At 61.2% G+C, this 21220-nt stretch carries 19 protein-coding genes; 11 read left to right on the top strand and 8 right to left on the bottom strand.

What is annotated here, in order from left to right; translation table 11 throughout:
* Positions 1 to 247 precede the first annotated feature (247 nt).
* Positions 248 to 1339 (bottom strand): calcium:proton antiporter, encoded by a 1092-nt coding sequence (locus tag HX790_RS27525; RefSeq protein ID WP_017134718.1) that lies wholly within the window; start codon positions 1337 to 1339, stop codon positions 248 to 250.
* Between the two features lie 194 nt (positions 1340 to 1533).
* Here HX790_RS27525 and HX790_RS27520 point away from each other — a divergent pair, with 194 nt between their 5' ends.
* On the top strand, positions 1534 to 2487 hold the full coding sequence (locus HX790_RS27520; RefSeq protein ID WP_017134717.1) for an adenosine deaminase: 954 nt from the start codon (positions 1534 to 1536) through the stop codon (positions 2485 to 2487).
* A gap of 60 nt (positions 2488 to 2547) precedes the next feature.
* On the opposite strand, the gene HX790_RS27515 is transcribed toward HX790_RS27520, so the two are convergent.
* From HX790_RS27515 to HX790_RS27505, 3 genes are all read right to left on the bottom strand, one after another.
* Entirely contained in the window at positions 2548 to 3924 is a 1377-nt protein-coding gene (locus HX790_RS27515; protein WP_099550555.1) for an MFS transporter, read from the bottom strand.
* 103 nt (positions 3925 to 4027) lie between these two features.
* A complete protein-coding gene (locus HX790_RS27510) occupies positions 4028 to 4714 on the bottom strand; it encodes a helix-turn-helix transcriptional regulator (protein ID WP_099550554.1) in 687 nt (228 codons plus the stop codon).
* A gap of 148 nt (positions 4715 to 4862) precedes the next feature.
* The gene (locus tag HX790_RS27505) at positions 4863 to 5777 is read right to left on the bottom strand and encodes a LysR family transcriptional regulator (RefSeq protein WP_176992522.1); all 915 of its coding nucleotides are present in this window, start codon (positions 5775 to 5777) and stop codon (positions 4863 to 4865) included.
* 118 nt (positions 5778 to 5895) lie between these two features.
* Between HX790_RS27505 and HX790_RS27500 the strand changes: the two genes are divergently transcribed.
* From HX790_RS27500 to HX790_RS27490, 3 genes are all read left to right on the top strand, one after another.
* Entirely contained in the window at positions 5896 to 6189 is a 294-nt protein-coding gene (locus HX790_RS27500) for a putative quinol monooxygenase (protein WP_176992521.1), read from the top strand.
* A 158-nt stretch (positions 6190 to 6347) separates the two neighbouring features.
* The gene (locus HX790_RS27495) at positions 6348 to 7361 is read left to right on the top strand and encodes a zinc-binding alcohol dehydrogenase family protein (protein ID WP_176992520.1); all 1014 of its coding nucleotides are present in this window, start codon (positions 6348 to 6350) and stop codon (positions 7359 to 7361) included.
* 145 nt (positions 7362 to 7506) lie between these two features.
* The gene (locus tag HX790_RS27490; protein WP_017134711.1) at positions 7507 to 7689 is read left to right on the top strand and encodes a hypothetical protein; all 183 of its coding nucleotides are present in this window, start codon (positions 7507 to 7509) and stop codon (positions 7687 to 7689) included.
* A gap of 8 nt (positions 7690 to 7697) precedes the next feature.
* Here the strand turns inward: HX790_RS27490 and HX790_RS27485 are convergent, their stop codons facing one another.
* Entirely contained in the window at positions 7698 to 8891 is a 1194-nt protein-coding gene (locus tag HX790_RS27485; protein ID WP_017134710.1) for a multidrug effflux MFS transporter, read from the bottom strand.
* An 87-nt stretch (positions 8892 to 8978) separates the two neighbouring features.
* The gene (locus HX790_RS27480; RefSeq protein WP_169988711.1) at positions 8979 to 9176 is read right to left on the bottom strand and encodes a heavy-metal-associated domain-containing protein; all 198 of its coding nucleotides are present in this window, start codon (positions 9174 to 9176) and stop codon (positions 8979 to 8981) included.
* 147 nt (positions 9177 to 9323) lie between these two features.
* Between HX790_RS27480 and HX790_RS27475 the strand changes: the two genes are divergently transcribed.
* The 3 genes from HX790_RS27475 to cueR all read left to right on the top strand — a co-directional run bounded on the left by HX790_RS27475 (position 9324) and on the right by cueR (position 12369).
* Positions 9324 to 9704 carry a hypothetical protein gene (locus HX790_RS27475; RefSeq protein ID WP_069786911.1) on the top strand — a complete coding sequence of 127 codons (381 nt, stop codon included), beginning with the start codon at positions 9324 to 9326 and terminating at the stop codon, positions 9702 to 9704.
* Between the two features lie 65 nt (positions 9705 to 9769).
* Positions 9770 to 11971 (top strand): cation-translocating P-type ATPase, encoded by a 2202-nt coding sequence (locus HX790_RS27470; protein WP_176992519.1) that lies wholly within the window; start codon positions 9770 to 9772, stop codon positions 11969 to 11971.
* Positions 11968 to 12369 (top strand): Cu(I)-responsive transcriptional regulator, encoded by a 402-nt coding sequence (gene cueR, locus HX790_RS27465; RefSeq protein ID WP_017134706.1) that lies wholly within the window; start codon positions 11968 to 11970, stop codon positions 12367 to 12369. Before HX790_RS27470 ends, cueR begins: the two co-directional genes overlap by 4 nt.
* Positions 12370 to 12552: 183 nt before the next feature.
* Here cueR and HX790_RS27460 read toward each other — a convergent pair whose 3' ends face one another.
* Together HX790_RS27460 and HX790_RS27455 are read right to left on the bottom strand one after the other, a co-directional pair.
* Positions 12553 to 13449: a PA4780 family RIO1-like protein kinase gene (locus HX790_RS27460; protein WP_017134705.1), complete on the bottom strand. Its 897-nt coding sequence runs from the start codon at positions 13447 to 13449 to the stop codon at positions 12553 to 12555.
* A gap of 134 nt (positions 13450 to 13583) precedes the next feature.
* A complete protein-coding gene (locus HX790_RS27455) occupies positions 13584 to 14861 on the bottom strand; it encodes an acetyl-CoA C-acetyltransferase (RefSeq protein WP_176992518.1) in 1278 nt (425 codons plus the stop codon).
* Between the two features lie 114 nt (positions 14862 to 14975).
* Between HX790_RS27455 and HX790_RS27450 the strand changes: the two genes are divergently transcribed.
* The 4 genes from HX790_RS27450 to HX790_RS27430 all read left to right on the top strand — a co-directional run bounded on the left by HX790_RS27450 (position 14976) and on the right by HX790_RS27430 (position 21054).
* The gene (locus tag HX790_RS27450; RefSeq protein ID WP_176992517.1) at positions 14976 to 16319 is read left to right on the top strand and encodes a 3-oxoacyl-ACP reductase; all 1344 of its coding nucleotides are present in this window, start codon (positions 14976 to 14978) and stop codon (positions 16317 to 16319) included.
* Between the two features lie 2 nt (positions 16320 to 16321).
* Entirely contained in the window at positions 16322 to 17170 is an 849-nt protein-coding gene (locus HX790_RS27445; RefSeq protein ID WP_099550548.1) for a MaoC/PaaZ C-terminal domain-containing protein, read from the top strand.
* Positions 17171 to 17472: 302 nt separating this feature from the next.
* Complete coding sequence (locus HX790_RS27435; RefSeq protein ID WP_256351615.1) at positions 17473 to 19188, top strand: collagen-like triple helix repeat-containing protein; 1716 nt, start codon at positions 17473 to 17475, stop codon at positions 19186 to 19188.
* 183 nt (positions 19189 to 19371) lie between these two features.
* Positions 19372 to 21054, top strand: a complete 1683-nt coding sequence (locus HX790_RS27430) for a ShlB/FhaC/HecB family hemolysin secretion/activation protein (RefSeq protein WP_017134701.1) — start codon at positions 19372 to 19374, stop codon at positions 21052 to 21054.
* Positions 21055 to 21220: the final 166 nt, after the last annotated feature.

Below are 21220 nucleotides of genomic sequence, written 5' to 3'. Positions count from 1 at the left end.
CCTCGGTCTATCAGCCATACCGAGTGGATGCCATCGCGGGCAAGCCCGACTCCCACATGGGATTTAGGGTGTGCTTGAGGGCCGGTTACACCCCAAGCAACGACAACATGATAAAGGTCGCAAACAACACATGTGGGAGCTGGCTTGCCTGCGATGCAGACACCTCGGTCTATCAGCCATACCGAGTGGATGCCATCGCGGGCAAGCCCGGCTCCCACATGGGTTTTAAGGTGTGCTTGAGGGCCGGTTACACCCCAAGCAACGACAACATGATAAAGGTCGCAAACAACACAAAGTGCGTCATCCCTTCGATGGCATTGGTTTCGCCATCATTGAGGTTGATCGCACTCACCACCAGTGTGATCAACACCATCACGGTCTGCACCGGCGTCATCGCCATCTGGAACGGCTGGCCGCTGTAGAGCGCCATGGCTTCCATCACCGGCACCGTCAAAATCACCGTCGACAACGATGCACCCAGTGCGATGTTGACCACCGACTGCATGCGGTTAGCCAAGGCGGCACGCAACGCCGTCAGAATTTCCGGCGCGGCCGAAATCGCCGCCACCACAATCGCGGTAATCACCGGCGGTGCGCCCGTACCTTCCAGGCCCAGGTCGAGGGTCTTGGACATCACCTCGGCCAATGCGCCAATCACAATCACGCCAAACACCAACGTACCGATGGAAAACGCCAGGTTGATCGACGGCTCCTGCTGTTCTTCCGGCTGCTTTTTTCGGCGTTTTTCCGGGTAGCTATAGCTGAAGAAGTAACTGTGTGGCCCGACCTGCATGCGCAGGAACAGGGTGTAGAGCAACACCATCGCGCCGATGGTGAAGGCCGAGTAAATTTTCCAGTCAGCCTCGGGAATAAACTCCGGCACCACCATCGATACGCCCATGGCGGTGAGGATCATCACGCTGTAACTGCGTGCCGAGTCATCGTTGTAGGACTGTTCACCATGCTTGATGCCGCCCATCAGCGCGGCCAGGCCAAGGATGCCGTTGATATCGAGCATCACCGCCGAATAGATCGTGTCACGTACCAAAGTCGGCGAGGGCTCGTTGCTCATCATTATCGCCAGGATCACCACTTCCACCAGCACGGCGGCGAGAGTGAGGATCATGGTGCCGTAAGGATCACCGACCTTTTCCGCCAGTTGCTCGGCGTGGTGGGCGACGCGCATCGACGCCATGACAATAAAAGCGATGAGCGCCAAGCCGCCCAGCAGGGCGATCATCTGCCCGCTGTGCAGCATCCAGTGCTCCAACGGGTAGGCGGCGATGGCGGCGATCAACGCCAGCCACATGAATTTTTCTTGCTTGAGGGATGTGAGCATTCCGGGCCTTTTTGTGCAGCAAATCAGTCATTGATGGGGTACAGACTGCACCACGTCGCTAACGTTTCGTTACACCTTAGTTCAGATGGCCCTTGCGCGAATAAAACCAATACTCTCCTGCTGGTCAGGTTTTGCCGACTATTTCAGCCATGGCCTGTAGAATGCCGCCATTGCACCTGATGAGAATTTAGAACATGTACGATTGGCTCAACGCCCTGCCCAAGGCTGAATTGCACCTGCACCTGGAAGGCTCGCTGGAGCCTGAGTTGCTGTTTGCCCTGGCCGAACGCAACAAGATTGCACTGCCGTGGAATGACGTCGAAACCCTGCGCAAGGCCTACGCCTTCAACAACCTGCAAGAGTTTCTCGACCTGTATTACAAAGGCGCCGATGTGCTGCGCACGTCCCAGGATTTCTATGACCTGACCTGGGCCTACCTGCTGCGCTGCAAAGAACAGAACGTGATCCACACCGAACCGTTCTTCGACCCGCAGACCCACACCGACCGTGGCGTGCCATTCGAAGTGGTGCTCAACGGCATCGCCGCTGCGCTCAAAGATGGCGAGCAGCAACTGGGCATCACCAGCGGTTTGATCCTGAGCTTCCTGCGCCACCTGAGCGAAGCCGAAGCCGAGAAAACCCTCGACCAGGCGCTGCCGTTCCGTGACGCGTTTGTGGCCGTCGGCCTGGACAGCTCGGAAATGGGCCACCCGCCGAGCAAGTTCCAGCGCGTGTTCGACCGTGCCCGCCATGAAGGCTTCCTTACCGTGGCCCACGCCGGCGAAGAAGGCCCGCCCGAGTACATCTGGGAGGCCATCGACTTGCTGAAAATCCAGCGTATCGACCATGGCGTACGCGCCATCGAAGACGAACGCTTGATGCAGCGCATCATCGACGAGCAGATCCCGCTGACCGTGTGCCCGCTGTCCAACACCAAGCTCTGTGTGTTCGACGACATGGCCCAACACAACATCCTCGACATGCTTGAGCGTGGCGTGAAGGTAACGGTGAACTCGGATGACCCGGCGTACTTCGGCGGCTATGTCACCGAGAACTTCCACGCGCTGTACACCTCCCTGGGCATGACCCAGGACCAGGCCAAACGCCTGGCGCAGAACAGCCTGGATGCGCGGCTCGTGAAGCCATAACTGCATAAACGCAGTTCAAATAATGTGGGAGCTGGCTTGCTAGCTCCCACATTGATCTCATCAGCCTTGAGATTGAGTCAGTTCTTCCAGGGTCTTGCCCTTGGTCTCCATCCCAAACACCCCCACCACCAGCGCCGCCACCGCAAAACACAGCGCCCCCAAGGCAAACACCCCACCCTGCCCGGTTATCGGAAACACCAGCCCGGTTACCAACGGCCCCAGCAATGACCCGACCCGGCCAATCGCCGAGGCAAACCCGGAACCGGTGGCCCGCGCCGAAGTGGGATACAGCTCCGGCGTGTAGGTGTACAGCACCGCCCACATGCCAAACAGAAAGAACTGCATCAACAACCCCGAGGTAATCAGCAGCCCCACGTTGCCGCCAAACACCGCGCTCTGCCCATACAGAAACGCCATCACCCCGCCGCCCAGCAATGTCACCACACACACCGGTTTACGGCCCCAACGTTCCACCAGCCAGGCCGCCATCAAGAAGCCCGGTATCCCGCCCAGGGAAATGATCACCGTGTAATACACCGATTGCGTCACGGCAAAACCCGACTGCTGCAACAGCGCACTCAGCCAGGAGGTCAGCCCGTAGAAACCCAGCAAGGCAAAAAACCACACGCTCCAGATCATCATCGTGCGTTGGCGATACTGCGCCGACCACAACTGCTGGAACGCCGAGAAAAACGTGCCCGGCACGCTCTCAACCCGAGGCAAGGCAATCGGCTCCGGCAAGTCCGTTCGCCCCAGCGAGTCGCGGACCTTCTGCTCAATGCCGAGCAACACCTTGTCCGCCGCTGCATGCCGCCCGGCCTGTTCCAGCCAGCGTGGCGATTCCGGGATAAAAAAACGAATCGCCAGCACAAACACCGCCGGTACCGCCAACACCAGGAAGATGTCGCGCCAGCCAATCACCGGCAGCAAAAAGTAGGACAGCACACCCGCCGCCACAAACCCCAGCGGCCAGAAGCCATCCATCAAGGCGATATATCGCCCACGGCCCTTGGCGGGAATCAGCTCCGAGAGCATCGACTGCGCAATCGGGAATTCCATACCCATGCCGATCCCCAGCAGGATGCGAAACAGCGTCAGCGTTTCCACCGTCTGCGCCGTGGAGCACAGGTAACTGGCGACGCCCCACAACACGATGCTCCACTGAAACACCGGCTTGCGCCCGAAACGGTCAGCCAACATGCCGGACAAGGACGCACCGACCACCATGCCGAAAAAACTCGAACTGGCGAGTAACCCGGCCTGGGCCGTGCTCAGGCCGAACTCGGTTTTTATCGAGCCCAACAGGAAGGTCATCATCGCCAGGTCCATGGAGTCGAAAAAAAACGCCAAGGCGATGATGATGAAAATGATTCGGTGGTAACCGCTGATGGGCAACCGTTCCAGCCGTTCCGCTGCGCTATAGCCTTGCATACCCATGCCATACCCCCCGAGTGAAAAATCCCCAAGGCGAGTGTGCGGCATCGTTTTACCCGATTATTGCTGGATACGACCTGACTGAAACTCTGAACGACGCACGCACCTACGCCGTGGCCAGACGGTTGATTTCCGCAAGCCCCAGGTCGGTCACCAGCAAGGCACGCGACTCGTTGACCGCGTTGATCCAGCCGCACTGCAAAAACAACTGCAACAACCCGGCCCCCAATGCACCCCCCAGGTGCGGCTGCTGCTGGCTCCAGTCAAAACAGTCGCAGGCCAACGGCGCAGACAGTGCCTGGATAAAGATGCCCAGGGTCGCGAAATGCTGCGCGCCGGTGACGGTCACGTCGGTACGCTGTTCGTAGCGGTCGATCCAGCCGGCCTCCAGCATGCGCTGATAAAGCCCCGCTGCCAGTTCACCGCCCAGATGCCCCTGGCACAAACGCGCGCGCCGCAACGGCGGCGGCGCCAGGGATACTCGCGGGGAAACCTGCGGAGCGTTGCGTGCGGCACAGGCCAAGGTGGTACAGGCCAATGCGTCGACGGCCGCACAGACATCCACGGCGGCCATGCGAAACAGGCGCTTGCCGCGCTTGGCCTCGCTGCGCAGCAAACCGCTGCCGATAAGGCGCGCAAGATGCGCATTGGCCGACGCGGCGGACAGCCCGGCGAGCATAGCCAGTTCGTCTGCGGTTTTCGCCGAACCGTCCATCAGTGACCAGAGCATGGCGGTGCGCTTGGGCTCAGCGAGCAAGCTGGCGATCTGACTGATGCAAGGTGCTTCTTCCATGTATTCACTCCTTGTAAATCATTTGTCTGCTGCGGTTGGAACCAAAGTATAGGGGCGCAAACCGCCCAATCCGCGGCGTCCGACATCGCGAATGGGGACAGGCTCTGAGTGAAATTTCTGGCTTTGGTGGAGGTTATTGCCTAGCGCTCTATCGCCCCGGCATTTGCGCGGTCAACGCCGCACAACGGGACACGAGCATTTCCCGCAGCAGATTGATCGGTTTACTCAACTGCGCGCGGTGGGCGCACAGCAGATTGAGCGGCGTGCGCTCACCGCGCAGCTCCGGCAAGACCAAGCGCAAACGCCCCGCCAGCACGTCGGTGCTCACGTCCAGCCAGGACTTGTAGGCAATGCCCACACCCGCCACCGCCCAGCGGCGCACCACATCGGCGTCGTCACTGAAGCGGTCACCACTGACCGTCAGGCCGACCTCGCGCTTGCCGTCGTAAAAACCCCAGTGGTCATGGACGCGGCTGCCCAGCATGTACAACAGGCAATTGTGCTGCGCCAGTTGCTCAAGATGCCGGGGCTCGCCATGCCGTGCCAGGTAGCTGGGCGCGGCGCACAGCACGCGAATGTTGTCCGGGGCGATGGGCAGCGCAACCAGGCTGGAATCTTCAGGCTCGCCGTAGCGCAGGGCGATATCCACCGGCTGACGAAACAGGTCGGCGATGCGGTCGCCGAGCAGCAGGCGGATGTTCAATTGCGGGTATTCAAGCTGAAACTCATCGAGCCACGGCAACAGTTGGTTGCGCCCGAAATCCGACGGCGCCGACAGTTGCAGCACACCGCTGACGTGGTCCTGGCCGCTGGCCAACAAGCGCCGCCCTTCGTCCAGCGAACTCAAGGCGGCGCGGGCATACTCCAAAAAGCCCTCGCCTTCGGCGGTCAGGCGCAAACTGCGCGTGGAGCGCGCCAGCAAGCGCGTGCCCAGTTGCAGTTCGATACGCTTGAGCGCCGCGCTCGCCACGGCTGGCGAGAGGTCCATGATGCGTGCAGCGGCCGACAAACTGCCCAGGTCCGCCGCCCGCACAAACAACTGCAAATCATCAAAACGCAGCATGTACCCTCGCCCATTATCAAAATTCTATTGAAACAGACTGCTGTTTTAGCCGCTTTTATCGGCGCTGGAAATAGCTAATCATCTGCCCATCCCGTTCATCACGTGTCTGGAGTTGAATATGTCCGCTGCCTTTAACGTCATCGCCACGCTGATCGCCAAACCCGGCCAGCACGCCACGCTGGAAACCCTGCTGCGCGGCCTGTTGGAACCGACTCGCCTGGAAGCCGGTTGCGAGCAGTACGACCTGCATCAGGATCTGCAACACCCGGAAACCTTCTACATGCTCGAACGCTGGAGCGACGACGCGGCGCTGGCCGACCACGACCAGAGCGCGCATATCCAAAGCTTCCGCGCCAAGGCTGCGGATGTGCTCGAACATTTCGAACTCAAGCGCCTGCAATTTCTTGCCTGATCACCCCATCAGCAAGTTTTTGTGGCGAGTACGCTTGCTTGCGCTGGAGTGCGAAGCGCTTACCGACAGGTTTTGGGGCTGCTTCGCAGCCCAGCGGGAGCAAGCTCCCTCGCCACATTTAGCCTGACTCTCGACCACCTTCTTTACTCGGAGCCAATATGAAAGCCATTGCCTACTACGCCTCACTGCCGATCAGCGACGAAAAATCCCTGCAAGACATCCAATTGCCGGAGCCGGTCGCCGGCCCGCGTGACCTGCTGGTGGAAGTCAAAGCCATCTCGGTCAACCCGGTGGACACCAAAGTTCGCCAGAACGTCGCCCCGGAAAACGGCGCCGCCAAGGTGCTGGGCTGGGATGTGGCTGGCGTGGTCAAGGCGGTCGGCAGCGACGTGACACTGTTCAAGGCCGGTGACAAGGTGTTCTACGCCGGCTCCCTGGTGCGCGCCGGTGGCAACAGCGAACTGCACACCGTGGATGAGCGCATCGTCGGCCATATGCCCAAGAGCCTGGGTTTTGCCGAAGCCGCCGCACTGCCACTGACCGCCATCACCGCCTGGGAGCTGCTGTTCGAGCGCCTGCAAGTGCGTGAAGGTAAAGAAGATGAAGGCCAGAGCCTGCTGATCGTCGGCGCTGCCGGTGGTGTGGGTTCGATCCTGACCCAACTGGCCAAGCAGCTCACCGCGCTGAACGTCATCGGCACCGCCTCACGCCCGGAAACCCAGGAATGGGCCAAGGCGCTCGGTGCCGATGTGGTGATCGATCACAGCCAGCCGCTCAGCGAAGCCCTGAAAAACGCCGGCCAGCCCCAAGTGACCCACGTCGCCAGCCTGACCCAGACCGACCTTCACCTGGACCAACTGGTCGAAGCCCTGCAGCCGCAAGGCAAGCTGGCGTTGATCGACGACCCCAAGGTGCTGGATGTGAGCAAACTCAAGCGCAAGAGCCTGTCGTTGCACTGGGAGTTCATGTACACGCGCTCGATGTTCGAAACGCCGGACATGATCGAACAGCACAACCTGCTTAACCGCGTGGCCGAACTGATCGACGCCGGCACCTTGAAAACCACGGTGGGCGAGCACTTTGGCGTGATCAATGCCGCCAACCTGCGCCGCGCCCATGCACTGCTGGAAAGCGGCCAGGCCAAGGGCAAGATCGTACTGGAAGGGTTCTAAAAAACGTCTGTCAGCGTCGTCCATTATTCATGTGAGTAATGGACGACACCGCTAGTCAGAGAGTTGATCTTTGTCATATTTGTGAACGCATTCGGGTTTATATTGGCCGCCTTTGCCACGATTCTTTTACGTGAGGAAGTCAGCAATGAAGATCCTGATAAGAGCGTTAGCAAAATCCCCAGGCAACAAATGGCAGGTCAGCCTCGACGGCGACGCCTTCACCTTCCGCAGTGAGGCCGAGGCCCGCGCCTTTGCCGACACCCTGCAAGCCCGCATCCAGGCGCCCCACCGCATTCCCCTCAGCCAGCAACGTTCCGCCGCCGGCTGATCCGCACCTCAGACCTGCGCCTGTGCGGCTCTCGCCCGTTGCAGGCGCTGGGTCGACACTGCAATCGTCACCGCCAATACACCGCACAAACTGATGACCATCGCCATCGGCATCGCCGTGCCGTCGTGCAACACGCCGACCAACGACGCCGCACCCGCCGCCACACCAAACTGAATGCAACCGAGCAATGCCGAGGCGCTGCCGGCCCGTGCACCCTGCCCGGCCATGGCACACGCCGAGGTGTTGGGCAAAATGCAGCCCAGGCTGGCGATGCAGATAAACAGCGGCACCAGTAACGGCCATAACGCCTCGGTACGCAGCGCGGCAATGGCCAACAGCGTCAACGCCGCCGCCACGTAGACCCACACGGTGCGCGACAGCAGAAACGCCGGGCCACGCTTGGCCAGCAACCGCGCATTAAGCTGCGCTACCAGGATAAAGCCGGCGGCATTGGAGCCAAATACCCAGCCGTAATGCTCGGCGGGCACGCCATAGAGTTTGATAAAGACGAACGGGGAACCGGCGATGTAGGCAAACATCCCGGCAATCGAGATACCACCGGTGAGGGCGTAGCCCAGATAAACCCGGTCCGACAACAGGCTGACATAGCGGCTCAGCGAGCCGGACAGCGGTTGACGCGGCTTATCGGCCGGCAAGGTTTCCGGCAACCCGACCGCCACGGCGATGGCCGCCATCACGCTGAAAATCGACAACGCGAGGAAAATCGACTGCCAGCCCCACAGGCCGACCATCACCCCACCCGCCAACGGCGCGAGGATCGGCGCCAGGCCGGTCACCAGCATCAGCTGCGAATAGACTTTGGCCGAGCCCACGGCATCACATTTGTCGCTGACCACCGCCCGCGAAATCACCATGCCCGCGCAGCCGCCAAGGGCTTGCACAAAACGCGCGCCGATCAACCAGTCCAGGGACGGCGCGTAGGCGCAGGCGAAGGACGCCAGGGTAAACAGGGTCACGCCACTGAGCAGCGGCACGCGCCGGCCAAAGCGATCCGCCAGCGGCCCGTAGATCAATTGGCCGATGGCCAGGCCGCCGAAATACACGGCGAGGGTCAGCTGGATGTGTTTTTCGTCGGTGGCAAAAGCGGTGGCCATCGCCGGAAAGCCCGGCAGGTAAAAATCGATCGCCAACGGCGCGAAGGCGCTCAAGGCGCCCAGAATCAGGATTATGCGGAGGTTCATCAGACACCCAAGTGAGTCGGCAGCCCGACAGTCTAGCCGCGCTTGGGTGTGATGAACATTACGATAGCTCGCTAACTATCGGAAATTTTACGCGAGCTTGGCGCTGTAGCCTTCTTCGGTGATCAGCGCGATGACTTGCTCGTCGGACAGCCGGCTTTCAACCCCGACTTCCTCGGCGGCCAGGTTGACGTTGACGCTCGCCGCCGGGTCCTGGCTGTGTACTGCTTGAGTGACCGCCCGAACACAATGGCCGCAGGTCATTCCTTCAACACTGAATACTTGCATGACATGACTCCTTTGATGAGGTTGGCGCCAGTCTCGACCTTGCCACGATGGCAAGGTCAAGCGCTCAAAATTGCGACCGGGCTGGTATTCCAGCGTTGCCTCGGCCAAGCTTCATGCATCTTGGATTTGAACCACGGAGCATTCGCCATGCGCTGGTCGTTTTTTAGCCTTATCGGCCTGTTGAGCTTGTCCGCCGCTGCGCCCATGGCGTACGCGGACCAGGACTATGCGGTGTTGATCATTTCCCGCGAGCGCCTGGAAGTGCCGACCAATTGCGAAATCGGCCTGTATATCCAGGACCAGTTGGCCGGGCGCCTGTTCCAGGAACAGGCCACCTCGTTCAACTTGCCGGCGGGCAATGTGTCGCTGCGCCTCAAGCTGCTGCCGGGTCAATCGCCAGGTTGCCTGCCGGGCATGCTCGCACCGCCTGCGCAGAACATCACGCTTAAAGCCGGCGACGTGCGCAAAGTACGCATCGCGCAAGGCCCGGATGGCATGTACCTGAAGAACGCCGCACTGGATTACTGAACACGCTTGACCTTCCCAATAGGTCAAGGTTGATGCTAGGGGCAACTTCTCTGGAGGACTGCCCCATGAATGGATCCACCACCTTTGACCTGCCCATCAGCGGCATGACCTGCGCCAGCTGTGCCGGGCGTGTCGAGCGCGCGCTGGGCAAGGTGCCGGGGGTGCAAAGCGTCAGCGTCAACCTGGCCAACGAACGTGCCCACATCGAAGTTCTCGGTCAGATGGACCCCGGCGTGCTGATCGCCGCCGTCGACAAGGCCGGCTACACCGCCACCCTGCCGCAAAGCGAGACCGTCACCGACGCTAAACAGGCCCAGCGTCTGCACCACGAGCGCTGGTCGTTGTTGTTGGCCATCGCGTTGGCGCTGCCATTGGTGCTGCCGATGCTGGTGGAGCCGTTCGGCCTGCATTGGATGCTCCCGGCCTGGGTGCAATTCGCGCTGGCCACTCCCGTGCAATTCATCTTTGGCGCACGCTTCTATATAGCCGCCTGGAAAGCCGTGCGCGCCGGTGCTGGCAATATGGACCTGCTGGTGGCCATCGGCACTAGCACCGGTTATGGCCTGAGCATTTATGAATGGCTCACGGCGCCCGTGGGCACTATGCCGCACCTGTATTTCGAAGCCTCAGCCGTGGTGATCGCCCTGGTGTTGCTGGGTAAATACCTCGAAAGCCGCGCCAAGCGCCAGACCGCCAGCGCCATCCGTGCCCTCGAAGCCCTGCGCCCGGAACGCGCGATTCGCGTGTTTGAAGGCCGTGAAGAAGACGTCGCCATCACTGCGCTGAAGCTCGACGACCTGGTGCTGGTCAAACCCGGCGAGCGCTTCCCGGTGGACGGCGAAGTGGTGGACGGCCAAAGCCATGCCGACGAGGCCTTGATCAGCGGCGAGAGCCTGCCGGTGCCGAAACAGCCGGGCGACAAGATCACCGGCGGCGCCATTAATGGCGAAGGCCGCTTGCTGGTACGCACCCAGGCGCTGGGTGCAGAAAGTGTGCTGGCGCGAATCATCCGTCTGGTGGAAGACGCCCAGGCTGCCAAGGCACCGATCCAGAAACTGGTGGATAAAGTCAGCCAGGTCTTTGTGCCGGCCGTGCTGGTGCTGGCCTTGGTTACGCTGGTGGGGTGGTGGTTGTACGGCGCTTCACTGGAAACCGCGATCATCAATGCCGTCGCGGTACTGGTGATTGCTTGCCCATGCGCCCTGGGCCTGGCCACACCGACCGCCATCATGGCCGGCACCGGCGTGGCGGCGCGCTATGGCATCCTGATCAAGGACGCCGAAGCGCTGGAACGTGCCCATGCCGTCAGCGCGGTAGTGTTCGACAAGACCGGCACACTCACCTCCGGCGCGCCAAAAATTGCGCACCTGGCCGCGGTGGATGGCAATGAAGATTTATTGCTGCAACAGGCTGGCGCCTTGCAACGCGGCAGCGAGCACCCGTTGGCCAAGGCCGTGCTGGATGCGTGTGGTGAAAAAGGGCTGATCGTGGCGGACGTGAGCGCCAGCCAATCGCTGACCGGACGCGGCATTGCTGGCACTTTGGATGGCCGTGAACTGGCCTTGGGCAACCGCCGCATGCTCGAAGAGAACGGCTTGAGCGCAGGTGAGCTGGCCGAGTCTGCCAACGCCTGGGAAGCCGAAGGCCGCACCTTGTCGTGGTTGATTGAACAAGGCGCACAACCACGCGTGTTGGGGCTGTTTGCGTTTGGCGACACCCTCAAGCCCGGCGCATTGGAAGCCGTGGAACAACTCAAGGCTCAGCACATCAGCAGCCACTTGCTCACCGGCGATAATCGCGGCAGTGCCCGCGTGGTCGCCCTGGCGCTGGGCATCGATGATGTACACGCCGAAGTGCTGCCAGCCGACAAGGCCGCGACGGTGGCCGAGCTGAAAAAGACCGGCGTCGTCGCCATGGTCGGCGATGGCATCAACGACGCCCCGGCCCTGGCCGCCGCCGATATCGGCATCGCCATGGGCGGCGGTACCGATGTGGCTATGCACGCCGCCGGGATCACGCTGATGCGTGGCGACCCGCGCCTGGTGCCGGCCGCGCTGGAGATCAGCCGCAAGACCTACGCAAAAATCCGCCAGAACCTGTTCTGGGCCTTTGTGTATAACTTGATCGGCATTCCGCTGGCTGCCTTTGGCCTGCTCAACCCGGTACTCGCAGGTGCGGCCATGGCCTTGTCCAGCGTCAGCGTGGTGAGCAATGCGTTATTGTTGAAAACCTGGAAACCGGAGCAATTGGAGGACAAGCGCCCATGAACATAGGCCAAGCTGCCCGCCAGAGCGGGCTGAGCGCCAAGATGATTCGCTACTACGAATCCATCGGCCTGCTCAAAGCCGCGCACCGCACCGACAGCGGCTACCGCGTGTATGGCAGCGATGACTTGCACACGTTGGCGTTTATCAAACGCTCGCGGGATCTGGGGTTTTCGTTGGAAGAAGTCGGCAAGCTGCTGACCCTGTGGCAAGACCGCCAGCGGGCCAGCGCCGACGTAAAAGCCCTGGCGCGCCAGCATATCGAGGAACTGAACCAGAAGATTCTGGAGCTGGGGCAATTGCGCGACACGTTGCAGGACCTGGTGGAACACTGCCAGGGTGACCATCGGCCGGATTGCCCGATTCTCAAGGAGTTGGCGTCGGGCAGCTGTTGCGCCTGATCAGACCTGCACAAAACAAATATGGGAACAGGCTTATGTGGCGGCTGCCTTATGTGGGAGCTGGCTTGCCTGCGATTGCATCACCGCGATTTAACTGACATACCGAGGTGTCTGCATCGCAGGCAAGCCAGCTCCCACAACAAGCCAGCTCCCACACTTTTTAGATCTCCAATTGCCGGGAGATCACTGCATCCAAGGCGGCGGCGGTTCTTCCGCAGTCTTGCTCGGTGGCGCATCATCCGCCGCCCGAACCGCTTGCTTGCGCTCTTCATCCAGCCGCGCCGCTTCGATTTCGCGGATCACACCGCCCACGTCCGCCAGCTCTTCCGGCTCATCAAACTCGCCGGTCAACACGCTGGCCGGGTGCAAGGTGCCGGCTTCGTACAGTGCCCACATTTCCTTGGCGTACTTGGTCTTCTTCAACTCCGGGGCAAAACGCCCGAAGTAGGAAGCCATGTTGCCCACATCCCGCTCCAGCATGCTGAATGCGTGGTTGTTGCCCGCCGCATCCACTGCCTGGGGCAGGTCGATGATCACCGGGCCGGTCGGCGTGAGCAGTACGTTGAACTCGGACAGGTCACCGTGCACCAGGCCGGTACACAGCATCAGCACGATCTGGGAAATCAGGAAGGCGTGATATTCGCGCGCCTGGTCCGGCTCCAGCGTTACGTCGTTAAGACGCGGCGCTGCATCGCCGTACTCGTCGGCCACCAGTTCCATCAGCAGCACGCCTTCCAGGAAGTCGAACGGCTGAGGCACGCGAACGCCCGCGCCGGCGAGGCGGAACAACGCCGCCACTTCAGCGTTTTGCCAAGCGTCTTCGGTTTCTTTCTTGCCGAACTTGGAGCCTTTGGCCATGGCCCGGGCCTGGCGGCTGTTACGAACCTTACGGCCTTCCTGGTATTCGGATGCCTGACGAAAACTTCGTTTATTCGCCTCCTTGTAAACCTTGGCGCAACGCAATTCATTGCCGCAGCGCACCACATAAACAGCTGCTTCTTTACCGCTCATGAGAGGGCGCAGCACTTCGTCGACCAGACCGTCTTCGATCAGGGGTTCAATGCGTTTAGGAGTCTTCATCAGCTTTTATTGTGGGTCCTTTATTACCAAATACGCGTATGGCACTCGTTATACGGCAATCGGCGCGCCGGTGGGAGGGGCTACCGACCTCTGACCGCTGAAGAATGCACTCAATATGCCAATTTCGGCGGCAATCAGCGTTCGATAATCGCCGTCACGCCCTGGCCGCCAGCGGCGCAGATCGAAATCAGCCCTCTGCCCTTGCCCGCCGCGTCGAGCAATTTGGCCAGGTTGGCGACGATGCGCCCGCCTGTGGCGGCAAACGGGTGGCCGGCCGCCAATGAGCTGCCTTTGACGTTGAGCCGGCTGCGATCAATGGCGCCCAGCGGCGCGTCGAGCCCCAGACGCGTCCTGCAATACTCCGGGTCTTCCCAGGCCTTGAGCGTGCACAAAACTTGGGCAGCAAAGGCTTCGTGAATCTCGTAGTAGTCAAAATCCTGGAGTGTCAGGCCATTTCTCGCCAGCAAGCGTGGCACCGCGTACACCGGCGCCATGAGCAGGCCTTCGGCGCCGTTGACGAAATCCACAGCCGCCGCTTCGCCATCACGCAAGTAAGCCAGAATCGGCAAGCCACGTTCCTTGGCCCAGGCTTCACTGCCCAGCAGCACCAAGGAGGCGCCGTCGGTCAGTGGCGTGGAGTTACCGGCGGTGAGCGTGCCCTTTTCACTGCGCTCGAACGCCGGTTTAAGGCTGGCGAGTTTTTCCAGGGTCAGGTCGGGGCGCAGGTTATTGTCGCGGGTCAGGCCGAGAAACGGCGTAAGCAAATCGTTGTGCCAGCCTTCGGCGTAGGACGCGGCCATTTTCTGATGGCTTTCCAACGCCAGTTGATCCTGCTCGGCACGCGGGATCTGCCAGGTCTGCGCCATCAGCTCGCAATGCTGGCCCATGGACAGGCCCGTGCGCGGCTCGCCATTGCGCGGCAGCTCCGGCTTAAGGTGATGGGGACGAAGTTGTAACAGGACTTTTAATTTATCCGCCATGGACTTGCTGCGGTTGGCTTGCAGCAAGATTTTGCGCAGGCCTTCATTCACACCAATCGGCGCATCGGACGTAGTGTCGACGCCGCCGGCAATCCCGCATTCGATCTGCCCCAGGGCAATCTTGTTGGCCACCAGCAACGCCGCTTCCAGCCCGGTGCCGCACGCCTGCTGAATGTCATAGGCCGGGGTTTGCGGCGACAGGCGCGAGCCCAGCACGCATTCGCGGGTGAGGTTGAAGTCGCGCGAATGCTTGAGCACCGCACCGGCCGCCACCTCGCCGATGCGCAGGCCGTGCAGGTTGTAGCGCTCGATCAGGCCTTCGAGGGCAGCGGTGAGCATCGCCTGGTTACTCGCCATGGCATATGGGCCATTGGAACGGGCGAAGGGGATGCGGTTACCGCCAATGATCGCTACACGGCGCAATTGAGTCATGGAAAGCTCCCTGAAGGTTATGGGGTTAATCTCTGAGCCTAGCCTAGGCTCAATCGAACGACTTTCACCTATTGATGGTCCACCGTTTGAACCCCAGCACTCGGAGAGCGTTCCATGTCTGACCGTTATATCGACTTCGCCAACTCAAGCCTCGGCCATCGCCTGGTCGCCGCCATTGGCCTGCCGTCACCGGTACGCCTGGAACGCTGGCAAGCTGGGCGCCTGCGCCCGGTGGAAGGTACTCTGCTGCTGGGCGGTGGCGCGCTGGCCGCCAAGGTGCAGGTATTTGCGCACAAACTGACCGACGCGATTTACACCTACGGCGCCGAATCGTCGACCTGGATCCCAGGCCACGGCCCCAAGCTTAAGGCCGTGGTGTTTGACGCCAGCGACTTGCAGCACACCGACCAGCTCAAGCAACTGCGCGAATTCTTTCAGCCTTTGCTGAAAAATCTCGATCACAGCGCACATCTGGTGATTCTGGGACGCGCGCCGGAAAGCCTCAGCGACCCGTTTGCCGCCAGCGCACAGCGTGCCCTGGAGGGTTTCAGCCGTTCACTGGCCAAGGAATTGCGCAGCGGCGGCGTGTTGCAACTGTTGTATGTGGGCGACGGCGCTGAAGATCAGCTGGAAGGCGCGCTGCGTTTCTTCCTGTCACCGAAAAGTGCGTATATCTCTGGCCAGGTCATTCGCCTGCAAGCCTGCGCCACCCCGGTTGAAGACTGGACGCGCCCGCTGGCCGGGCGCAAGGCGCTGGTCACGGGTGCTGCGCGTGGTATCGGCGCCTCCATTGCCGAAACCCTGGCGCGCGACGGTGCCGAAGTGATCGTGCTGGATGTGCCCCAGGCCAAGGCCGACCTCGAAGCCCTCGCCGCTCGCTTGGGTGCGCGCACTGTGGTGCTGGATATCTGCGCCGAAGACGCGGCCACACAGTTGATCGAACACCTGCCGGACGGCATCGACATCGTGGTGCATAACGCCGGCATCACCCGCGATAAAACCCTGGCCAACATGACGCCGGAATATTGGGACGCCGTATTGGCGGTCAACCTCAACGCGCCCCAAGTGCTGACCAAAGCCCTGCTTGATAGCGGCACCCTGCACGACAACTGCCGCGTGGTGCTGCTGGCGTCGATCAGCGGGATTGCCGGTAATCGCGGGCAAACCAACTACGCCGCGAGCAAGGCCGGGCTGATTGGCCTGGCACAGGCGTGGGCGCCGCTGCTGGGCGAGCGTGGCATCAGCATCAACGCGGTCGCGCCGGGTTTTATCGAAACCCAGATGACCGCGCACATTCCCTTCGCCCTGCGTGAAGCCGGGCGGCGCATGAGTTCCTTGGGCCAGGGTGGTTTGCCGCAAGACGTGGCCGAAGCCGTCGCCTGGCTCGGGCAGCCGGGTTCCGGGGCCGTCAGCGGCCAGACGCTGCGCGTATGTGGGCAAAGCCTGCTGGGAGCGTGACTATGCAGTGGCAGACATTGGACAGCACCCCGTTTCTGTTGCCGCTGTATTGGCGGGCGGCGCTCAAGCGCAAGGTCAGCGGCAGCACCTTGCCGGATGAAGGGTTGCGCTGCCATGTGCGCGTGAACCCGGCCGACGTCGCGGCTTATCGCAAGGTCTGCGGGTTTGCCGACAGCCCGGTGCTGCCGGGCACTTACCCGCATATCCTGGCGTTCGGTTTGCAGATGCAATTGCTCACCGACAAAAAATTCCCCTTTCCACTGCTGGGGTTGATTCACCTGAGCAATCGCATTCGTATCCACCGGCCATTGGGCGGCGTGAATAACCTGCTGGTCGGTGTATACGCGCACAATCTGCAGCCCCACGCCAAAGGTGCGACCTTTGACATTGTGACCACGGTCGAGGATGCGCTGGGACTGTTGTGGGAAGCCAACAGCCGCATGCTGTGTCGAGGCGTGAAGCTGGACGGCGAGGCGCAAGTGGAGCCCTTGTCCGTCTTCGGCAATGTCAGCGAACTGGCGCGGTGGAAGGCGCCCGCTGATATCGGCCGCCAATACGCGCGGGTATCCGGCGACTACAACCCGATCCACCTGAGCGCGCTGACGGCCAAGCTGTTCGGCTTTCCCCAGGCTATCGCTCATGGGCTGTGGAATACCGCCCGAACATTGGCCGCGCTACACGAGCACTTGCCTGCCGCCAATGTAGAAATAGACGTCGAGTTCAAAAAACCGGTACGCCTGCCCAGTGAAGTTGTTTTGCTCAGCAGTGCCGCAGGCTCGAGCGGAGAGTTACAGTTGAACGGCGCCGGCGATATTCAACATATGCTCGGCAAGTGGCAACCCATCGCCTGAAAAAAGCACATTAATTGTATATATACACCCTAAGTTATAGCGGACGCCTCTGCGTCCGTTTGTTTATTCAAGCCCATGATTTTTAAAATATAAATATCTTGATACATCCCTCGATTACACCCTTCGTATTAGTCATTAAGCCGACTGCAGCCCGGTGTATATAAATCGTTAATACCAAGTTGAGCGTTGCGCGAAAGAGTGCCCGGGTCTGTGATGACAACACGGACAAACGTATCGCTATCCCTAGAAATAGCGAGCGTTTGAAAACAACCCAGGTTGTACAGGTGCAAGGAAACTCAATCATGAAAACTCAAACTCAAGTAGTGCTTTGGAAAGCAAGTACCGCGCTGGCCCTGGTCATGGCGATGAGCCTCGGTGGCTGCAGCAGCGGTGGTGGCGGGCATCACAGCAGTGTGGCGGCATCTTCTCCTGATGCAGGTGCAGGTAGCGGCGCTGGTGGTGGTACTGGCGGTGGTACTGGCGGTGGTACAGGTGGCGGAACCGGTGGTGGCACTGGCGGCGGTACAGATGGCGGTACCGGTGGTGGCACTGGCGGCGGCACAGGTGGCGGAACCGGCGGCGGCACTGGCGGCGGCACAGGTGGTGGAACCGGTGGCGGCACTGGTGGCGGAACCGGCGGTGGCACAGGTGGCGGCACAGGTGGCGGCACTGGCGGCGGCACAGGTGGCGGAACCGGCGGCGGCACAGGTTCAACCACTACACCTCTGGTTACCGGCCAGATTGCCGGCACCCTGGGCGGCACTGTCGGTAACGTAGGCGCAGCGGTCGGTGACCTCGGTTCGACCTTGAACAATGTGCCTATCGTCGGCACAACAGCAGGCGGCCTGGTTACGGCGACCGGCACTGCAGTCACCAGCATCGGCACTGGCGTCACCAACGGTCTTGGTTCGCTGGGCACTAACAGCAACTCCCTGGGCATCACGGTCGCAGGTGTAGGTAATGGCGTTGCCGATCTGGGCTCTGGCCTGTCGACCACTGGGAAATCGCTCTCGACCACCCTCGGCGGCGTACCCGTAGTGGGCGGTTTGACCGGTGGCGTCGGTGGAGCGGTAGGTGGTGTAGTGGATAAAGTCGGTCAAGCCGTCACCATGCTCGGCGATACCGTCAGCACTGCCAGCACCACTGGCCCATTGGGCTCGTTAACTAACACAGTGGGCGGCAAAGTACTGGTGCCTGTGGTGTCGCTGGTGGAAAACACTACCGGCAACCTCGGCAAGGCAACCGGCCTGGGCACCCCTGTGAATGGGCTGCTGGATAAAGTCGGCAGCACCGTCACCGGCCTGGGCACCCAAGTCGCCAGTGCTGGCGGCACCGGCAACCCTGTTACCACCATCGTCGGCAGCGCTCTGACGGGCGTAGGCGGCACACTCGATAAATCCGGCGGCTATGTCGCTCCAGCCAGTGGCGCAGCAGCGCCCGGCCTGCCTGAACTGGTCGGTGGCCTGGTGGCCAACGTGGGTAGCGGCCTGAACGCCGGCAACACCAACGGCACTGTGAGTGCAGCAGGTGTCACCGGTGGCGCATTGGGCAACACGGTCGCCTCGCTCGGCACCGTTCTCGGTGGCACGGGCGTCGCCAACACCGCCGCCACTGCGCCGGTGGCAGGCCTGGCCACTAACGTGGGCGCGGCGCTTAACCCAGTAACGTCCGGTGTAACCAGCCTGACCCAAAACGTCGGCACCACTACCGGCCTCGGCGCTCCAGTCAACGGCCTGGTGACTCAAGTCGGCGGTGCAGTGAGCGGTATCGGCACTAACCTGACCGCAGCCAATGCCAACCCAGTCACCAACGCGGTAGGTACCACCGTCACCGCAGTCGGCAACACCGTAGGCTCGGTAGGTGGTTTGGTCACCGGTGGCACCAGTGGCAGTAGCGGCGGCTTGCTCGGCGGCCTCACCGGCGGCACCGGCGCCAGCACATCGGGCAGTGGCACTACAACCACGGTTACAAGCGGGGGTCTGGGCGGTTTGCTGAACGGCCTGACCGGCAAAAAATAAATTGCACCTGGCCGATTAGACGGCCTCCCCTACAGCGCCTACGCTTGGTTGAGACGAGAGACCCTTATAAGTCTCTCGTCTTTTTTATGGGCCGGTCTTATCTAAAAAACCTGGCCCTCCCGAACCGCGTCCCAGAACCCGGCGGGCCCGAAACGCTGCTGCAGTTTGACCATGGAGTGTCCTATGCGCGTGTTGACGCCGTTGTTATTGCTCACCCTCAGTGCTTACGTTCAGGCCGAGACCCTTCCCAGCTTCCTCAACAGCAACGACACCATCCGCAACTTGCCGGTGCCCAACCTGCCCGCCGACGCTTATCGGCCGACCACACCCCAGACCCAGTTGCCGCAAGCGCCTGCCACCCAGAACCAGCCGTTGCTGATGGACACCAAAGTCACCATCCGCAAGCTGCAGATCGAGGGCGGTACGATCTACCCGCTGGACGAAACAGCCAAGGCCTATGCGCCCCTGATTGGCCGTGAGACCAACCTCGCGCAACTGATCGAAGCCACCCGCACGATCACGCGTCGCTACCAGCAGGACGGCTACCTGTTGTCCTACGCGTTCCTGCCGCAACAGAGCTTCGAAAACGGCCTGGTGCGCGTGGTATTAGTGGAGGGTTACATCAAGGATTACGAGCAAAGCGGCGACATCGGCTCAGTCTCGGCCTACGTCGACAAGCTGGCTAACAAACTGCTGGCCGAGCGACCGCTCACGCGCAAAACGTTCGAGCGCTATACCACGCTGATGGGGCGTATTCCCGGCGTGACCCTGCAGGCGCAAGTGCCGCCGCCGGGCACTACCGATGGCGCCACGCACATGAAGATCGAAGCCTCGCGCAAACCGTTTACCACCAGCATGAGCCTGGTCGATAACAACCGTAACGGCACCCAAGCGTTGCTCACCGCCACCAGCAATTCCCAGACGTCCATGGGCGAGCAGCTTTACGTCAGCGGCCTGTTCCCGCCGGGAGACGACAAAGAACATTACTACCGCGTGGGCTACAGCCAATTCATCAATGCCGAGGGCAGCCAGTTGATACTGGGCGCCGAGCGTTATCGCGCCGACCCCAAAAGCAATATCCAGCTGGACGGCGGCTTCGAGCTCAAGCCGCACCAGTCGATCGACCGCTACACCATTGGCCTCAGCCACCCGCTGATTGCCTCACCCAATGAGTCGCTGACCCTGGCCACACGCCTGTATGCGGTGGACCAGACCACGCGCTATCAACTCGTGGGCTACCCTAACCGTTTCGACATCGAAAGCGACCTGCGCGCCCTTGCGTTCGAGGGTGACTGGCGCAAGTCCGACACCCGCCAGTTGCGCATCCTCAGCGCCGGCCTGTACCAAGGCATCAACGGCCTGGGTGCCAGAGCCCACAGCGACCTGGGCACGGCTAAACCTGATCTGGACTTCTTCCGCCTGCGCCTTTCCGGTGTGCAGAGCGACAAGTTCTTCGACAACTGGCAAGGCGTGCTTTCGGGTGCGTTCTACTGGAGCGACGCCACCTTGCCCGACAGCGAGCGCGCCACCTTTGGCGGGCAGAACTTCGGCCGTGGCTACCCCGATGATCAAGCTTCGGGCGACAAGGGCTGGGGCGTGGCGTATGAGGTCAACTACAGCTTCAACCGCGCTGGCGACTGGGTGAAGATCCTGCAACCGTATGTGGTGCTTGACCGCGCCAAGACCTGGTTCAACGAACTGCCGGTCAAAGGCAACGACATGTCCTCGGCGGCCGTGGGCCTGCGCTTCGGCGACAACAAGTACTACAACATCGCCCTGGAAGCGGCCAAGCCGATGTCGGACATCGCCCTGGACAGCTTTAACCGGCGGCCGCGGTATACCTTGAGTTTCAGTTATCAGTTGTGAGGTTTGTGGGAGGCTGCGGGGCTGCGGAGTACATATCCGTTATTTGGGTGATGGCTGCTTATGGTTCCGCTCTTACAGCGGCTCACTTTTGGAAAGACCCAAAAGTAAGCAAAAGGTCTTCGCCCCAACACTCGGTGCCTCGCTTAGGCTCGGCATGCCCGCAATC

The sequence above is a fragment of the Pseudomonas sp. IPO3747 genome (assembly GCF_013385245.1).
Lineage (GTDB): Bacteria > Pseudomonadota > Gammaproteobacteria > Pseudomonadales > Pseudomonadaceae > Aquipseudomonas > Aquipseudomonas edaphica.
Note: the sequence above shows the minus strand (reverse complement) of the source record. Positions and strands in the feature narration are given on the sequence as shown.

Excerpts from the sequence above, each read along its gene's own strand:
- HX790_RS27525 (WP_017134718.1), bottom strand. The coding sequence starts at position 1,339 with ATGCTCACATCCCTCAAGCAAGAAAAATTCATGTGGCTGGCGTTGATC.
- HX790_RS27520 (WP_017134717.1), top strand. The coding sequence starts at position 1,534 with ATGTACGATTGGCTCAACGCCCTGCCCAAGGCTGAATTGCACCTGCAC.
- HX790_RS27515 (WP_099550555.1), bottom strand. The coding sequence starts at position 3,924 with ATGGGTATGCAAGGCTATAGCGCAGCGGAACGGCTGGAACGGTTGCCC.
- HX790_RS27510 (WP_099550554.1), bottom strand. The coding sequence starts at position 4,714 with ATGGAAGAAGCACCTTGCATCAGTCAGATCGCCAGCTTGCTCGCTGAG.
- HX790_RS27505 (WP_176992522.1), bottom strand. The coding sequence starts at position 5,777 with ATGCTGCGTTTTGATGATTTGCAGTTGTTTGTGCGGGCGGCGGACCTG.
- HX790_RS27500 (WP_176992521.1), top strand. The coding sequence starts at position 5,896 with ATGTCCGCTGCCTTTAACGTCATCGCCACGCTGATCGCCAAACCCGGC.
- HX790_RS27495 (WP_176992520.1), top strand. The coding sequence starts at position 6,348 with ATGAAAGCCATTGCCTACTACGCCTCACTGCCGATCAGCGACGAAAAA.
- HX790_RS27490 (WP_017134711.1), top strand. The coding sequence starts at position 7,507 with ATGAAGATCCTGATAAGAGCGTTAGCAAAATCCCCAGGCAACAAATGG.
- HX790_RS27485 (WP_017134710.1), bottom strand. The coding sequence starts at position 8,891 with ATGAACCTCCGCATAATCCTGATTCTGGGCGCCTTGAGCGCCTTCGCG.
- HX790_RS27480 (WP_169988711.1), bottom strand. The coding sequence starts at position 9,176 with ATGCAAGTATTCAGTGTTGAAGGAATGACCTGCGGCCATTGTGTTCGG.
- HX790_RS27475 (WP_069786911.1), top strand. The coding sequence starts at position 9,324 with ATGCGCTGGTCGTTTTTTAGCCTTATCGGCCTGTTGAGCTTGTCCGCC.
- HX790_RS27470 (WP_176992519.1), top strand. The coding sequence starts at position 9,770 with ATGAATGGATCCACCACCTTTGACCTGCCCATCAGCGGCATGACCTGC.
- cueR (WP_017134706.1), top strand. The coding sequence starts at position 11,968 with ATGAACATAGGCCAAGCTGCCCGCCAGAGCGGGCTGAGCGCCAAGATG.
- HX790_RS27460 (WP_017134705.1), bottom strand. The coding sequence starts at position 13,449 with ATGAAGACTCCTAAACGCATTGAACCCCTGATCGAAGACGGTCTGGTC.
- HX790_RS27455 (WP_176992518.1), bottom strand. The coding sequence starts at position 14,861 with ATGACTCAATTGCGCCGTGTAGCGATCATTGGCGGTAACCGCATCCCC.
- HX790_RS27450 (WP_176992517.1), top strand. The coding sequence starts at position 14,976 with ATGTCTGACCGTTATATCGACTTCGCCAACTCAAGCCTCGGCCATCGC.
- HX790_RS27445 (WP_099550548.1), top strand. The coding sequence starts at position 16,322 with ATGCAGTGGCAGACATTGGACAGCACCCCGTTTCTGTTGCCGCTGTAT.
- HX790_RS27435 (WP_256351615.1), top strand. The coding sequence starts at position 17,473 with ATGAAAACTCAAACTCAAGTAGTGCTTTGGAAAGCAAGTACCGCGCTG.
- HX790_RS27430 (WP_017134701.1), top strand. The coding sequence starts at position 19,372 with ATGCGCGTGTTGACGCCGTTGTTATTGCTCACCCTCAGTGCTTACGTT.